This is a genomic window from Imperialibacter sp. EC-SDR9, from assembly GCF_902498805.1.
Taxonomy (GTDB): Bacteria; Bacteroidota; Bacteroidia; order Cytophagales; family Cyclobacteriaceae; genus Imperialibacter.
The window spans coordinates 56641-71740 of the sequence record NZ_LR701600.1; the positions used below are offsets into that span (position 1 = coordinate 56641).

Annotated in this window: 11 protein-coding genes and 1 pseudogene; 4 read left to right on the forward strand and 8 right to left on the reverse strand. The window is 47.7% G+C overall.

All coding sequences use genetic code 11. From position 1 onward, the window contains the following. Nucleotides 1–85: 85 nt before the first annotated feature. The 3 genes from GC130_RS21160 to GC130_RS21170 form a co-directional block, all read right to left on the reverse strand. The gene (locus GC130_RS21160) at nucleotides 86–676 is read right to left on the reverse strand and encodes a bifunctional 2-polyprenyl-6-hydroxyphenol methylase/3-demethylubiquinol 3-O-methyltransferase UbiG (RefSeq protein WP_152000354.1); all 591 of its coding nucleotides are present in this window, start codon (nucleotides 674–676) and stop codon (nucleotides 86–88) included. A 49-nt stretch (nucleotides 677–725) separates the two neighbouring features. After that, nucleotides 726–2231, reverse strand: a complete 1506-nt coding sequence (locus GC130_RS21165) for a pyruvate kinase (protein WP_152000355.1) — start codon at nucleotides 2229–2231, stop codon at nucleotides 726–728. Between the two features lie 82 nt (nucleotides 2232–2313). Next, nucleotides 2314–3531 carry a TlpA disulfide reductase family protein gene (locus tag GC130_RS21170; protein WP_152000356.1) on the reverse strand — a complete coding sequence of 406 codons (1218 nt, stop codon included), beginning with the start codon at nucleotides 3529–3531 and terminating at the stop codon, nucleotides 2314–2316. Between the two features lie 21 nt (nucleotides 3532–3552). Between GC130_RS21170 and GC130_RS21175 the strand changes: the two genes are divergently transcribed. The 4 genes and pseudogenes from GC130_RS21175 to GC130_RS21190 all read left to right on the forward strand — a co-directional run bounded on the left by GC130_RS21175 (nucleotide 3553) and on the right by GC130_RS21190 (nucleotide 9437). Further along, the gene (locus tag GC130_RS21175) at nucleotides 3553–4680 is read left to right on the forward strand and encodes a CaiB/BaiF CoA-transferase family protein (protein WP_152000357.1); all 1128 of its coding nucleotides are present in this window, start codon (nucleotides 3553–3555) and stop codon (nucleotides 4678–4680) included. A 415-nt stretch (nucleotides 4681–5095) separates the two neighbouring features. Beyond that, entirely contained in the window at nucleotides 5096–7555 is a 2460-nt protein-coding gene (locus tag GC130_RS21180) for a glycoside hydrolase N-terminal domain-containing protein (RefSeq protein WP_152000358.1), read from the forward strand. Nucleotides 7556–7601: 46 nt separating this feature from the next. After that, nucleotides 7602–8447: pseudogene (locus GC130_RS21185) on the forward strand (alpha/beta hydrolase); the annotation flags it as partial. A 39-nt stretch (nucleotides 8448–8486) separates the two neighbouring features. Continuing rightward, entirely contained in the window at nucleotides 8487–9437 is a 951-nt protein-coding gene (locus GC130_RS21190) for an alpha/beta hydrolase (RefSeq protein ID WP_152000360.1), read from the forward strand. Between the two features lie 350 nt (nucleotides 9438–9787). On the opposite strand, the gene GC130_RS21195 is transcribed toward GC130_RS21190, so the two are convergent. The 5 genes from GC130_RS21195 to GC130_RS21215 form a co-directional block, all read right to left on the reverse strand. Beyond that, entirely contained in the window at nucleotides 9788–10723 is a 936-nt protein-coding gene (locus GC130_RS21195; RefSeq protein WP_226940567.1) for a gluconolaconase, read from the reverse strand. Nucleotides 10724–10995: 272 nt separating this feature from the next. Next, entirely contained in the window at nucleotides 10996–13305 is a 2310-nt protein-coding gene (locus GC130_RS21200) for a hypothetical protein (protein WP_201568609.1), read from the reverse strand. Nucleotides 13306–13388: 83 nt separating this feature from the next. Beyond that, nucleotides 13389–13982, reverse strand: a complete 594-nt coding sequence (locus GC130_RS21205) for a DUF5071 domain-containing protein (RefSeq protein WP_152000361.1) — start codon at nucleotides 13980–13982, stop codon at nucleotides 13389–13391. A 176-nt stretch (nucleotides 13983–14158) separates the two neighbouring features. Then, the gene (locus GC130_RS21210; RefSeq protein ID WP_152000362.1) at nucleotides 14159–14503 is read right to left on the reverse strand and encodes a protein-tyrosine-phosphatase; all 345 of its coding nucleotides are present in this window, start codon (nucleotides 14501–14503) and stop codon (nucleotides 14159–14161) included. Beyond that, nucleotides 14500–14958: a hypothetical protein gene (locus GC130_RS21215; protein WP_152000363.1), complete on the reverse strand. Its 459-nt coding sequence runs from the start codon at nucleotides 14956–14958 to the stop codon at nucleotides 14500–14502. Before GC130_RS21215 ends, GC130_RS21210 begins: the two co-directional genes overlap by 4 nt. Between the last annotated feature and the right edge of the window lie 142 nt (nucleotides 14959–15100).

Consider the following 15100-nt stretch of genomic DNA (forward strand, 5'->3'; position numbering starts at 1 on the left):
ACGCACACTTTAGTAATCAGGAGGTAGTGATTTTTCCCTGACTTTATAGCTTGTAATCCTCGAGGCTTCCTAAAAAATCGATTAGTTACTTTTTCCTCCCAAAAACCTGAATCACCGATGACTTTCCATTGTGGTATTCGCCTTCGTTGATTTCTCTTTCGGTTTGTTGTAAAACTTTAAAGTCCCAAGATGGCCCTAGTATGGTTTCAAGCTCACTGAGGGTGTAGAGCATGGATATTTCTTTTGGCCCACCTGTACCATAGCCGAGCTGATCGGCGCTGTAAACTTCCATCAGCAGAAAGCCACCGGGCTTCAGCCCGCCATGGAGTTGGCTCAGCACATGGGTTCTCACAGAAGGTGGAAAGTGACCAAAAACGCAGACGATCCCGTCCCAAGCTTCGCTGCCTATCTGGTATTCGCCCAGGTCAACTTGCAGCGTGGCAACAGCGACACCCTTTTCTTTCGCCAGCTCCTTTGTGCGCTCTAAACCCACCGACGACAGATCGGTTGCTGTAACCTCGTAGCCCAGACCAGCCAGGAACACAGCATTTCGCCCCTGTCCTTCAGCGATACAAAGTACCTTACCGGAGTCTTTCTTCGCTATTTGTTGTTTCAGGAAATCGTTAGGCTCTTTGCCGTAGGCAAATTCAGTTTTGGCGTACCTTTCGTTCCACATAATTTTTACTTTTTTGGGATAATCCTTCTATCAACCAGAAGTAGCCTTATTAAGTGTTTTCTGAAGCGGTTAGTTCTTCAAGGAGCTCCCTTTCTTTAAAGAAATGCTGCGCTACTGACAATGGCCGGAACAGGTGTCTTCGTTTGGTGCGGTGCCCGCCGCTTCTGCTCAATATGTCTTTAAGAAACCTGATCACCTCTACGGTGTGCAATCCCTTGTTGATCATCACACATTCGGCCATGGCCGACCGGGCAGCGTCGGTCGCTTCTGAACGGGTCGCAATACCAGTTTTGTTCAATGTTTCCAGCACCTGCGTGGCCCAAATGACCGGCACGTGGGCCGCCTCACAAATCCACAGGATTTCTTCCTGCAACTCACTCATTCGCTCAAACCCCACTTCCACTGCCAGGTCGCCCCTGGCAATCATTACGCCCATGGTGTTTTTTGTCATTCCCTGCAATAGCAACTCGGGCAGATTGACAAACGCTTCGGGTGTTTCTATTTTGATGATGATGTGAGGAGGGGTGTCGCTTAGGTTTGATAGGCTGCTTTGAAGTACTTTTAAGTCGTCAACTGTTCGCACAAAAGAGTAACCTACCATGTCGGCCTCCTGGCAAATATAGGGCAGTGCCTGTTTGTCCTCCTTTGTTAAACTGACAATCTCAAGCTGAGCGTTGGGAAAGTTAATGCCTTTGCCGACCTTGAGATGGGGTTTAGTGCCAGAGACCCTGTCAATGGCAAAGTGAGCCTGGTTGCCCTTTACTTTCACCACTGTTGTGCTGATAAGTCCGTCATCAAAAAGCACTTTCTGGCCGGGCTTCAATTGTGCGATAATGCCCCTCACGCTACAGCTCACAACCCGCTCTTTTTCGCCTGCCTCGTACTCGGGCTCCACAAGTTTCAGTGTTTGCCCTTCTGCTATCTTCAGTCGCTTTTTATCTTTTCCTTTGCCAGGGATGCCGGTGCGTAATTTGGGCCCGGCAAGGTCCATGTAAATCCGACAGCTTTTTCCCACCTCAGCCATTGCCTGTTTTAAGGTAGAAACCAGTTGTTCCCATGTTGCTTCATCATCATGGGCGCAATTGATTCTTGCTACGTCCATTCCCTGCTCTAAAAACTGAGTCACCAACCCAACGTCGCCAGCCATTCGGGCATCCAGCGTGACCATGATAAAAGGAATTTCGTTGCTGGGGCGCTGACCAAACAAATGCATGGATTGCCTCTGCGCAATAGCCCGGGCGGTCATCGGATCGATATCATCGGGGTGGCCGAGGTAAGGTTGATGATTCAACCACTGAATGACCGAGCGAACCTGGTGCAGGGTGTGACTTTCGGAATTGGAGAGTGAAGAAAGCCCCAAATAGTGCAGTTTGTCTTGCAAAGGGCGGAGATCCGCTTTCCGAAGGGTCAGGTAGTGAATAAGGTTCAGCGCTGATGCTTTGTTGGCTGCATGAACCTGCTCAATCCGGTCGTTGTAAACTCTCGCCTCATGTGCGAGTGCAGTTTCCAGGTTTTGAAGCTGAGCCAGTATTGTATCATTTACTTCGGGTATCATGGTTGTTTTTTTTGTATACCGAAGGTATCGTACAAAAAAAACTCAAATCATGATCACCTCCGTCCTGTCAGTGTGACTTTTGTCAGCGATTTTCCAGCACACTTTGAACTACGGCTTCGAAATCTTCTTTGAAGACTTCATAATACTCTCCTGTAGCAGGGCCGTTAAAGAATCCATATGTTCTTACCGGCTTGTGATCCTTGTCGAGAATAATGAGGGTAGGGTAGGCATTTACCCGACTGAGGGTAGGGAACATCATCGAAGCGGAGGTTTTGTCCGCTTTGCCGCCGAAGGCCAATTTTGCATCCGTATCCATAAAAGTCCGCCAATTTTCCAGGCGCTGCCTACCATAAGCCAGGTCTTCATTCGTTTCAAAACTCAGGCCCACCCATTCAAACCCAGCATCGGGATGGGCTTGGAGCCAGTCGTCGATGAAATACGACAAGTCCATGCTATTAGAGCACCAGGTCCCAAAAATTTGCAGGAGTATGGGTTTGCCTTTAAGTGCCGGCTCATTGTGCGTAATGGTTCTTCCGTCGAGTCCCTTCAGCGAAAACTCAAATGGCTGGTCTTTTTTGCTGTAGGCCACATTGGTGAAATCAGGTATTTCTGCAGCGGGATCCTTTGTTGCCGACCAGCCCTCTTTATAGTTTTTGCCGTACAAGAACAGGCCAACCAGCTTTCCGGGTGCCAGCTGGCTAGCCTGAAATATGAAGTCGTGCGCCCCGTCGAAAGTGCTGAGGTAGAGGCTATTGCCTTTTACGTTGCCTTGCAGATAGCGGTAGTCGCCGGTGGAGGTGAGGATGGTGCCCCAAATGCGGTTGGCTTCCTGCTCAAAAAGGCCAACTGAAGTAATTGTGTCCTCTTCAGAGGTGAAATTAATCGCCCATCTGCCACTGAAATCGGTCACGGGTGCATCGCTGTCCGGGAAGAAGCGGTAATCAAGGCCGTAGTCTGCTTTGAAAGTCTCCTTGTAATCTTCGGAGTAGTTTTTTACAAATGTGCCCTCCAGATGGTCGCCCTGAAAAGCAGCGACAATATAGGAATCGAACAGGTTCATGGGGAGGTAAATGGAGTCCTCTTTCACTTTGCTGTCCCTGATAAGCAGGCGTTCTTCCGCATTCAATAAGTAGACCCTCCAAATATTATTCTCCAGCTTCATTTCAAAGTTGAACGGCAACTGCATACCCTGCATGTCGAGCGTACCCCTCCAGATGCCTTCCTGTGGCTGTGCATTTGCCGCCAGGCAGGAAAATAGGGTAACCATCAGTATGCTCAAAAACCTGTCTATCTTTGCCATCGTCTTATTTTTACTCATAACGTGCAAAGTACAGCAATCTTTTCCGACCTCAAAGTTATTGAACTCGCCTCAGTACTGGCTGGCCCCAGCGTGGGACAATTTTTCGCAGAATTGGGTGCAGAAGTAATCAAAGTAGAGAATCCCGAAACTGGCGGCGATGTGACCCGGAGCTGGAAGCTGGCTTCGGAGCCTGCCGATTCGGATATGTCGGCGTATTTCATGTCGGTGAATGCAGGGAAGGCCTCGGTGTTGCTCAACCTGAAAAGGAGAGAAGACCTTGAAAGGCTCTACAACCTGGCGAAGACGGCTGACATTGTTATTGCCAGCTACAAGCCTGGTGATGCGGAGAAGCTGGGGGTGAGTTATGCCGATTTGACGGCATTGAAGGCCGATCTCATCTACGGTCACATCACGGGTTTCGGGCTCGATGAAGACAGAGTGGGCTACGACGCCATTGTGCAAGCGGAGAGCGGTTTTGTTTTTTTGAATGGAGAGAGGGATGGCAAGCCACAAAAAATGCCCGTGGCGCTCACCGATGTACTGGCGGGGCATCATTTAAAGGAGGGCTTGCTGCTGGCTCTAATCAAAAGGATGCGAACTGGCGAAGGAAGCTATGTCACCGTGTCTTTGATAGAAGCGGCCATTTCCTCGCTTGTGAACCAGGCCACCAACTGGCTGGTGGCAGGGGAGGTACCTCAGAGATTGGGTTCTGAGCATCCCAATATTGCGCCTTACGGCAATATCTTCAAAACAGCCGATGACCAGTGGTTGATGATTGCAGTAGGTTCTGACAAGCAATTCAAAGCCCTGTGCCACATTCTGGATTTGAATGAACTTTCGCAAAAGCCGGAATTCAACACCAACGCTGCCCGGGTAAAAAACAGAGAGATGCTAAAGCCGCTGCTTGCAGCTGCCTTCCGGGCGCATGACATTGATCGGCTCTGCCAAGCCTTTCTAGCCGCCGATATCCCCTATGGCCGGGTGAACACCATGGATCAGGTGTTTGCCACACCGCAGGGCAAAGCCATGGTGCTACAGACATTAAGAGATGGGTTGGTGCAGAATGGCTTGCGTCAGGTGGCTTTCAGGATGGAGGAGGGTGTAGTGGCTGGTGTGGTGAAGGCGGCACCACGGTTGGGGGAGGGTTAATTCAATTGGGCGAAAAATACACAAATGAATTCTCGATTCGCAAATAGCGAATTATCATCAATAAATAGACTGAACCCATCATGAATTGGCATCGTCAATGGAGTGATGGTGAATAAGATCGATCAGGTTTTTGCCAAGCAACGGGGCCAGGGGAGTAAAACGCCTAAAAAATAGGCTGGTGCAAAATGGTCTGTGTTAGGTGGCTTTTTGAATGGGAGAGGCAGTGGCAGAAGAGCTACTACCACCGCCAAATCTGGGACAGCATTCCTGACAATCAGCGACAAATAGTGTCAAAAATCGTGACGTTGCCAGGCTGTTTTCTTCGCCGAACAAAAAAAAGCGTTAGTTTGAAGCTAATAATTATAACCGGTTCAATTCGTTCCGTTTTTTTTGCGTCGAAATTCAGCTAGGCTCTATGAAAAAAATATTAACGATTGCCCTTTCTCTGTTCTATTCCTGGAGCTTCGCTCAAGAAGCACGGCTTAAACTTTGGTACAAAACACCATCTGGTGATACCTGGGAAAATGCCTTGCCGGTTGGAAATGGTCGCCTGGGTGCTATGGTATTCGGTAATGTCGAAAAGGAAACGATTCAACTGAACGAACACACCGTATGGAGCGGCAGTCCTAACCGGAACGATAATCCACTGGCGCTGGAATCGCTACCGGAGATCAGAAAGCTGATATTTGAAGGCAAGCAGAAGGAAGCCGAACAGCTAGCCAACAAAACGATTATCACTAAAAAATCTCATGGCCAGATGTTTGAGCCGGTGGGTAACCTTAACCTGGCATTTGAGGGACATGAAAACTTTACGAATTACTACCGTGAGTTAGACCTGGAAAGAGCCGTTGCGAAAACGTCTTATATGGTGGGAGGTGTTACCTACACACGAGAAGTGCTGGCTTCATTTCCCGATCGGGTGATCGTGATTCGCCTGACTGCCGACAAGCCCAGGAGTATTTCATTCACAGCTTCCTATTCTACTCCGCAGCCAAAAGTTGTGGTACAAACAACTGCTGCTAAAGAACTGACCATAGCTGGCACCACCATTGACCATGAAGGGGTAGAAGGCAAAGTTGAGTTTAAAGGTATAACCCGAATCAAAACAGAGGGTGGCAGTTTATCTCAAAATGACACGTCACTGATGGTGACCAAAGCCAACGCAGCAACGATTTACGTGTCTATCGCCTCCAACTTCAACAGCTACAGCGACATCAGTGGTGATGAAAATCAAAGGGCTGCCTCTTACATGACGGCAGCTTATCCAAAGTCGTTTGATGCAATCCTAAAAGGCCATATGAAGGCTTATCAGGCCTATTTTGATAGGGTAAAACTTAATCTGGGTACTACAGAAGCTGTTAAGCTGCCTACAGATGAACGCTTGAAAAATTTCAGCACAGCCAATGACCCACAATTTGCAACCCTCTACTTTCAATACGGACGCTACTTGCTGATATCGTCTTCGCAGCCCGGCGGTCAGCCAGCCAACCTTCAGGGTATCTGGAACAATAAAATGAAACCACCCTGGGACAGTAAATACACCATCAATATCAATGCAGAAATGAATTACTGGCCCGCTGAAAAGACCAATCTTGCTGAGTTGCATGAGCCTTTCCTGGCTATGGTGAAGGAGCTTTCAGAAACAGGGCAGGAAACGGCAAAAGTGATGTATGGCGCCAGGGGCTGGATGGCCCATCACAATACCGATATCTGGCGCACCACAGGGGCAGTCGATGCGGCCTTTTGGGGGCTGTGGGTTTCAGGGGGCGGCTGGACGAGCCAGCACCTTTGGGAGCACTACCTCTATAACGGAGACAAGGAGTATCTGGCCACTGCTTATCCGGTTATGAAGGGCGCAGCCACGTTTTATGTAGACTTTGTGGTTGAGCACCCCGAATACCACTGGCTGGTGGTAAATCCAGATATGTCGCCTGAAAATGCGCCTCAAGCCCACCAGGGCTCGTCATTGGATGTGGGCACCACCATGACCAACCAAATTATGTTCGATGTATTCAGCTCGACGATGAGGGCCGCTGATATTTTAGGGAAAGATGCGGCGTTTGTTGATACACTCAGGCAGGTGCGTAGCACGCTGGCACCAATGCATGCGGGGCAGCATGGGCAGCTGCAGGAATGGTTGGAAGACATTGACGACCCATACGACAAGCACCGCCACATCTCACATTTGTATGGCTTGTATCCGTCGAATCAAATTTCTCCCTACCGCACGCCCGAATTGTATAATGCTGCCAAAACTTCGCTAGTTCATCGTGGGGATATTTCTACAGGCTGGAGCATGGGCTGGAAGGTGAACTGGTGGGCGAGATTGCTGGATGGCAATCATGCGTATAAACTAATCCAAAATCAGCTAACGCCAGTGGGCACCAATAATGGCGGGGGTGGCTCCTACAACAACCTTTTTGATGCTCATCCACCCTTCCAAATCGACGGTAATTTTGGATGCACGTCTGGCATTGCGGAGATGCTGATGCAGAGTGCTGATGGGGCTGTTCACCTTTTGCCTGCTCTTCCCGACGTTTGGCAGAGCGGCAGTGTTAGCGGATTACGGGCAAGAGGAGGCTTTGAAATTGTGGACATGCAGTGGAAGGAGGGAAAGCTGGTGAAGCTGGTCGTTCAGTCGAACCTTGGCGGCAACCTTCGCCTGCGTGTGCCAAATGCTCTAAAGTTGTCGGATGGGAATTTGCTGGCGCAGGCATCAGGAAAAAATGAAAATCTGTTTTATCAAACAGATGAGATTTTAACGCCGATCATCTCTTCTAAGGTTGAGGTGTTGCCACCGCAGCTGCGGGCTACGATTTTGTACGATCTGCCTACTCAGAAAGGCCAATTGTATAATATGGTTGCTGAAAAATGAGCTGAAGACATCCTATGTACAAAAAGTGAACAGTTAAACCTACTTCATGAAACAACCAGTGATTCTCTTCGCATTATTAGTCCTTTGCCGTTGTGCCGTTGCACAGGAAACTATCAAACAGGCTCCGGCCGGCTTTGATGCAATACAGGCATCCATACCGCATGGGAAAATTGATTCTGTGATGTACCCTTCCAAAACGGTGGGTAACGACCGACGGATGTTGATTTATACGCCGCCAGGATACTCAAAAAAGAAAAAGTACCCTGTTTTGTATCTACTGCATGGCATTGGTGGTGATGAAAAGGAATGGTTGAATGGCGGAAGCCCGCAGGTGATTCTGGACAACCTCTACAAAGACAAGAAGGTGGAGCCCATGATTGTAGTGATGCCCAACGGCCGGGCCATGAAAGACGACCGTGCCGGTGGCAATGTGTTTGAACCGGCAAGGGTGAAGGCGTTTGCCACCTTCGAGAAAGACCTGCTCACCGACCTCATTCCGTTTGTGGAGAAAAATTATCCTGTGCTAACTGACCGGGAGCACCGGGCCATTGCCGGGCTGTCGATGGGCGGAGGCCAGTCGCTGAACTTTGGACTTGGAAACCTCGATAAATTTGCCTGGGTAGGAGGTTTTTCGTCTGCTCCGAATACGAAAGCGCCAGAAGTGCTGATTCCGGATCCGGCAGCGGCTAAAGCTCAACTGAAGCTGCTTTGGATTTCCTGTGGCGACAAAGACGACCTTATTAGGTTCAGCGAAAGAACTCACGACTACCTGGTGCAGCACCAGGTGCCACATATATACCACATTGAGCCAGGCGTTCATGATTTTAAGGTGTGGAAAAATGGCCTGTACCTGTTTTCTCAGCTGATCTTCAAGCCGGTGGATCTTTCCGCCTGGTGAACTATATATTTTATACCTACTAACTAACACATCATGCTTACCAAACATTTAAATCGGAGGAAAACAGTCATTTCATCTGCCTTACTCTTTATAGTAGTATCGGCCACAGCGCAGGACGGCACCATCTACCCACTCGACGCTCCAGCCGAGCCGAAAGCTATCCTGCTCGGCACCGGAGGTGTTGACGATCAGCCCGCTAAGGAAACCTGGTTCCGCCAGTGGGGCGACCCCATGGCACGGAATATTTCCACTGCCACCCTCACGCCTTTCCTTCCCGAACCGGGCAAAGCTAACGGCACTGCTGTGATTGTAGCACCAGGTGGAGGCTTCAGGTGGCTATCTATGGGTAATGAGGGCTGGGAAGTGGCGGAGGCACTGGCCAAGCAGGGAATTGCAGCTTTTGTACTCAAGTACCGGCTTCATCCGACGCCGGAATCACTCGAAGACTTTACAGCCTGGATGAACCGCCCCCGCCCGGCACCCGCTGCATCTTCCGACGCTTCAAGTGAGGCGGCACCTGCCCGCCCACCACAGCAAGACCTTTCCAATCAGCTTGAGGATGCCGAAGCCGCCTATGCCATGATCGTGAAGCGGGCCAAGGAGTGGGGGGTCGATACTAACAGGATAGGCATGATCGGCTTCTCGGCGGGTGCCGGACTCACGATGCATTCCACGCTTAACTCCAAGACCATGAAGCTGGCTTTTATAGGCCCGATCTATGGAGGCATGGGCCCCGTGGAGGTACCGAAAAACGCTCCGCCGATGTTCAGTGTCATCGCCACTGATGACTTCCTTTTTCGTGGTCAATTTGGTGTGATTGACTCCTGGTACAAAGCGGGCATACCTGTCGAGTTTCACCTTTACCAGAATGGCGGACATGGTTTTGGCCTCGGAAATCCCAATCGAACCAGTAACCGATGGTTCGATGCCTTCATACACTGGCTGGACGTGAACAGCTTTCTCATTGCGAAGGCTGGGAAGTGATCAGTAAATTGGCGCATACAGGAAACTCCTTACCAATTTCTGAATCATTTGGCGTATTATCTTCTCTTAGGCTGCCTCGTGTGATAAAGACTTGGTGAAAAGTGTTTATCACACGAGAGGCCAAAACCATGATGCTTCAAACGCTGAAAAAACAGGCTTGGGGAGAATGACCCTGCCTGAGTTTTACACCACGTTCAAACAGTTAAGCTGGGAGTGGTATTGGGCATCCTGACCCAGTTTATGGAGCTTGATCAGTGTTTGAAGAATGCTCTTTGGAACAAGGGGTTGGCTTCGTTCCAAAGAGCTTAAGCTTTTTTCCTACCGACCTATGAGGCTTCAAAAAATGGCTTTCACTTCTTGATATCTACCGCATATATTGTGCCTGCCATCATATCAGGAACGAGCAAACGTCCTTTGTCTTCTTCCAAATAAAAGTCCGCAGCAGACTCTAGCCCGTCAATCAATATGGTTGACTCTTCAGTTTGACCGTCGATTTTCCATACTGTGCCCAATGCCCAACTGCTAATGTAATAATCGCCTTTACTATCTTGCTCTACTGCATCGGCACCTCTAAATTGACCTTTCAGGGGCGTTAATTCGCCATCTCGTTTCACCAAAAAATTGCCAAGGAAAAACGCTCCTACCATGATGTCGCCATTGTTGTCAACGCCGACGCCATTTGGGTTCAGCATTAGTGGAGAAGTGTCTTGTGTTACCGATACCTGGCCTCCCAAATCAACATGATAAATACGCCCCAATTGCGGAACCAGTTTCGCCTGATCGCTGTCGAGCGGCCATAGCTTATTGTTTTCATCACGCATGTATTTCGTTGCTCCCATGTCTACAACATAGATACCTTTGCCCTCCGCATCTACGGCAACGTCATTTAAGTACAGCACTTCGTAAGGGAAACTATCCTTGTCAACAAAGATGCTTGCATTACCCTCTTTATCGACCTGCCAGATGCGGGTCAAATCCGAAAAATATAAATGATCGCCTATGTAGACAATGCCTTTGGGCTCATCAAAACCTGTCGCAAAAACCTTTACACCGCTTTTGGAAATTTCAACTATCTCACCATCGCCAGCTTCACTACCATTCATTACGGACACATAGTAGTTGCCATTAAATCCTTTTGTGATACTTTCTGGCTTTACACCAACTTTCACCGGAAATTGAATCTCGGGCAGTGAAGTACATCCAGCCGACAGAACCATGGCTATGATTGTCATGCCAACGATCATTTGTCTAAGGCTATAATTGGCGATATCCGACGATTTATTCATTTTTCAATTCTTTTAAATGTGTGATTGCTCTTTTTCATACACACCCAGTGTATGCTGATTCAATCAAATTTAAACAATTTCACCAGATGTGTGGCTGCCAGTGGCTGGATTGTGGTTGGGGGTATGGCAGTTGCTCTCGCACTGGCACTTAACTCTGTCCGCCGATGGGCAGTCATTCCTTTTTCAATTTATATTGAGTTGTCGATTTTTCTAAACCGATAGCTACCTCAATAATCATCTTATGCCCACCACACAGGTATTGCACATACTTTTTAATGAGCCTGGTGGCTCTCACCGCTGTGCAAAACGAACATCTTGTTTGTTTTCCCATCTTTTAATTCGTGCAGCACCCAGGTATCTTCGTTTTCGCCTTTCTGTAGTGTCCAGTTTCTTTCAGGATCAGCCAGTAGTTTTTTCACGCTCCGGGGAAATGTATTGGCGGCACGGGCGTCTTCCCAGGTTCTGATTGCTTTGAAAATAGCCTCTTTTTGAGGGCAGCTTTCAACATCTTGCTGATTCAGAACCAGGCTGTATGTTGTTCCAACACCAACAGAAATAGCTTGTATATGTTCGTACTGCTCCACCGTTGATTGGGAATTAATAGGGAAATTGACCCCCATACCCACCGGGAAGAAGTTGGCGTACGTAACGTCCCGCAGGTCTTTTCCCTGGCTCGTAGTGCTGCCCCATTCTCTGGTGTCGGCATCGTACAGGTTTTTTCCACCACCAACATTCCAGATACTTTGATAATGCCATGAGCCTTCTGATAATGTGGCCCCCGTAAAACGAATAGGGGGAATGCCAAGAGTTGCAGCCCTTTCAAACATCTTGCGAAAAAAGCGCTTCGCCGAGTAGTAGCCATGTCCGTTGTTAAACAGAAACTCCTGCCCGTCGAAATCATAGTAGCCTAAACCGTTGATAAAACAAACCTCTGCATAGTATTCGGCAATTTTGTCCTGAAGCTGCATATTGGGGATCAAACCATCATAACCATAATTCAGCGTCACCTGAAGCTTATAAATGGTGTCGTTGGATGGATGACTCGTAGCCATGGTTTCCCAGTACCCACGTTTTACATTCAGGAGCCTGTAGGGTTCTTCTTCGGAAACACCGAGATAATAGATCAATTCCTTACCGATTTTTATCATGTTCAGGTTTTTGGCATGCCCTTCCCAGCTGGCAATTTCCTCGAGATGAGTTGGGTCGTCCACCATAATGACGGTATCGGTGGGACTGATGCTTTTTGCCAGCAAACGCTTCTGTTGATAGCACAAACTATCACTTGGCAGGGGACTGGCGTCTTTGGTTCCGGGAGCCAGCGAATTGGTGATCGGGGTCCTTCCAATGCTAATTCCATACTTTGCCGCCATCTCGGAAAACTCCTTATGTGATTTGTTTCCGGCTGTTAATTTTATTGGTTTGTGCTCAAAATTTTTCCCATCTATGTAACCGTCGTTTCCTCTGTCTGGCTTTAAAAATCCCTGGTCGTACAAGCTGATTGTCGTAAAGCCCAACCTCGATGTGTACGAAATGATACTGTCATTAAAGTTTCCGCTGGTAAAAGCATCGGGCACGAAAGCGGTCGGGTCTTTCACCCATTTCCCGTTGATTGTTGGAAACGGCAAGCCTTCCTGCAACACAATGTCCTGAATCACATCCATCAAGGCAGTGCTGTCGGGGCTGCCCCACAAAGCAATGGATGAACCTATATAATCGACCCCCGGCAATGGCTGAACCTCCAGATGGTTTGGCGTGTTGGCTGCCATATTCGGTATGAGTGAATAGTATACTTCTCTTTCAAATGTTCTGTCCCTGGAGTGGTAATTAATGGAAATCCTTCCATTTTCGTCGACGAGTGCGGAGTTGCCGTACATAATTCTGTAGTACGGCTCTTTGTGTGCGTAAAAGGCGACATCGCTGATTCCGTTTCCTCCAAGGGTAAAAACTTGTCCTTCATGCAATGAGTCGGGGAGGGGGTAAAGCTCCGGATCGGGAGAATGGATGATGTACTGAAAAGGCGCTGCGCCGGCTACAGTTTCAGAAGTGCCACCCAGGGTGTTGTCGTCGAGGGCAAGCACACCAATGGCATAATTGACCGCCTCGCTCGTGTCTCTGGCAACACCAATAATTTCCCCAAACAGGTTTGTAATGTTCGTATGATAGGGCCCCCATTGAATGCCATCAATTCCGTTGCGTGGTGCAAGCGACTGCAGCGTAAATTTCAAATACTTTTTTTGTGGTGCCACGATGACTTGAGCGACCGAACCGTTGGAATAGCTTAGCGTGATGGTTTGATCTTCCTCGCTGAATTTTGCGCTGACAGGTGCATAATATACTTTCTTTTTGCCATCGTAAAGCTGCATTAAGGGCGATGGCTTATCAAGAGGACTAAATTCCCGGTAGGGCTCTTTTCCGATATTTTGCATACTGGTAATAAAGCCACCCTTGCTGATTTGTATTTTAAGATAGTCGGTACTGAAATCGATCTTTCCTGCATTTGAGCAATTGTAAAGCAAGACCGCAAGTATTAGCAACGTGATGTTGCTTCCAAGCTTTTCAATAGTAGACGTATTGACCATCATGATATCATATGTGAGATGTGGGGAACCCTGGCTTCTTTGGTTTTTTTAAAGCGAACAGGTGCGTTTTTCATTTGGCTAACAGTTTAGGTTTTGTTAGCAACTGGCTTTATTTCTTCATTTAAATCGTTCGTCCAATACAAATCACCACTGTATTTGTCAAGCAAGTAACAATACCGATTTTCTACTTCTTCCGAGGATAATATTTGTTTCTCTTTTAAAATCCGTAGAGCCTGAATTGAAGCACCATCTTTGTCAGCCCTTAAAATTAATTCTATCAAATCCGCTTTCATTTCTAGAATCAGTTCTTTTTCAAAATATTGAACGATCCCGAGCAATATCCAATAATGCCATATTTGGTCATTATTGACTTCTTGAAAAACCCTTCTTATTTCTGGAATAATGACTTTCCCAGCTTTCGTCAACATCTTTGAGGCGCCACCTGCGGCAGGCCAGTTCATATCTTGAAGAAATTCAAGGAATAGATGTAAATATGGCATTAACCTTTCATGTCCCAAATACTCAAGAAGAATTCCTGCTTCCGTTGACTTATGGCATGTTTGAGCTAACTCTTCAATCTCTTCGTTTGTGATATGGTCAAACTCTGCTAAACGTTCTAACTGAAGTTCAACGGGTTCATTCCAATCAATTCTATTTTTAAGTTTTTGATAGAGTTTCATTTTACTTGTTGCTAACCTCGATAAAATGAGTGTGGGAGTTTTATGCAGCTCCGCTTCCACTGGCACTTAGCCACGGCGATGTTAAAATTATAAATTGTGGCGGGCAATCCAAGCCAACTGCCCTATGGCATCCGGTGAGGCCCACATTCACTTTACTGTTGTGTTAGCCACATTTCTCAAAGGCCAAATGTAACCTGCAAGATTGATTCGACCCGGTCGTTCAGTAAGTCTATCAGCTCAGGCTGTCGGTAGTCATATTCGTCGGCAATATGAAGGACCTCGATCTGTGGGAGCTCCATATGTCTGAAAGTGCTAGATATTCTGCTACTCTGTCCTTGTTCCATCACAAGAATTAGGTCGGCCCAGTCGATGTCCGCCGGTTTGATTTGGCGTTCACTTTTTGGACTAAGTCCAACTGATCGAATGCTGAATCGTCGATCATTCTTGTATAGGTATTCCGCAGTGCGGCTTCTTCGCTTGTTACGTCCGCAAACAACAAGTATGTTAGGTCTTTCGCTCATTTTGTCGGCACGTACCCGTCCTTAAACTTACCAATAAGATTGGTCGTTCTTTGATTGAAACTTTTGTCTCCAGTAGAATTGATTATAACAACCTCGTCAATTGGGCATTCATTGTTAGACGCAGAAAAGACAGAAAACCAAACGCCTTCGTCGAAGTCGGAGTCATCAGTAGTTACGATCGTATGCCTGGGTAAATGGTGAGGTTCAATGTCTGCGTCTCGAAAGGCTATTTCTTCGTCAGCTATTTCATGAACCACCTCATGAAGCTCTCCAAGCCCGGTGATCCAGCATACGTTTCTATCAATAGATTTTCTTACGACTTCCTCGATATACTTCTTACCAAAGTTGTTTGCAAGAATGATGGCCAACCATTTGTTAGTCGGCAGTTGGGTAGCCCAATCGTTTGAAGGGTCAAACTCTATGTACCTAATTAGGCGTCCATTTATTCTTTCCATCACGCAATTGTGGCTAACAATATAGTGTTTTAGAGCCAGTTTGTCCAAAGATAAACCAATCGGTTTAATGCTGGGTCGGTAAAGACAAATTGGCTCTAAAACAGCGTTGAACGGGGCTCCTGGGTGCTATGGGGGTAGTTAG

What these genes read in the sequence shown, in the direction of transcription:
- GC130_RS21160 (WP_152000354.1), bottom strand. Translation starts at nt 676, where the DNA reads ATGTGGAACGAAAGGTACGCCAAAACTGAATTTGCCTACGGCAAAGAG.
- GC130_RS21165 (WP_152000355.1), bottom strand. Translation starts at nt 2,231, where the DNA reads ATGATACCCGAAGTAAATGATACAATACTGGCTCAGCTTCAAAACCTG.
- GC130_RS21170 (WP_152000356.1), bottom strand. Translation starts at nt 3,531, where the DNA reads ATGGCAAAGATAGACAGGTTTTTGAGCATACTGATGGTTACCCTATTT.
- GC130_RS21180 (WP_152000358.1), top strand. Translation starts at nt 5,096, where the DNA reads ATGAAAAAAATATTAACGATTGCCCTTTCTCTGTTCTATTCCTGGAGC.
- GC130_RS21190 (WP_152000360.1), top strand. Translation starts at nt 8,487, where the DNA reads ATGCTTACCAAACATTTAAATCGGAGGAAAACAGTCATTTCATCTGCC.
- GC130_RS21195 (WP_226940567.1), bottom strand. Translation starts at nt 10,723, where the DNA reads ATGAATAAATCGTCGGATATCGCCAATTATAGCCTTAGACAAATGATC.
- GC130_RS21200 (WP_201568609.1), bottom strand. Translation starts at nt 13,305, where the DNA reads ATGATGGTCAATACGTCTACTATTGAAAAGCTTGGAAGCAACATCACG.
- GC130_RS21205 (WP_152000361.1), bottom strand. Translation starts at nt 13,982, where the DNA reads ATGAAACTCTATCAAAAACTTAAAAATAGAATTGATTGGAATGAACCC.
- GC130_RS21210 (WP_152000362.1), bottom strand. Translation starts at nt 14,503, where the DNA reads ATGAGCGAAAGACCTAACATACTTGTTGTTTGCGGACGTAACAAGCGA.
- GC130_RS21215 (WP_152000363.1), bottom strand. Translation starts at nt 14,958, where the DNA reads ATGGAAAGAATAAATGGACGCCTAATTAGGTACATAGAGTTTGACCCT.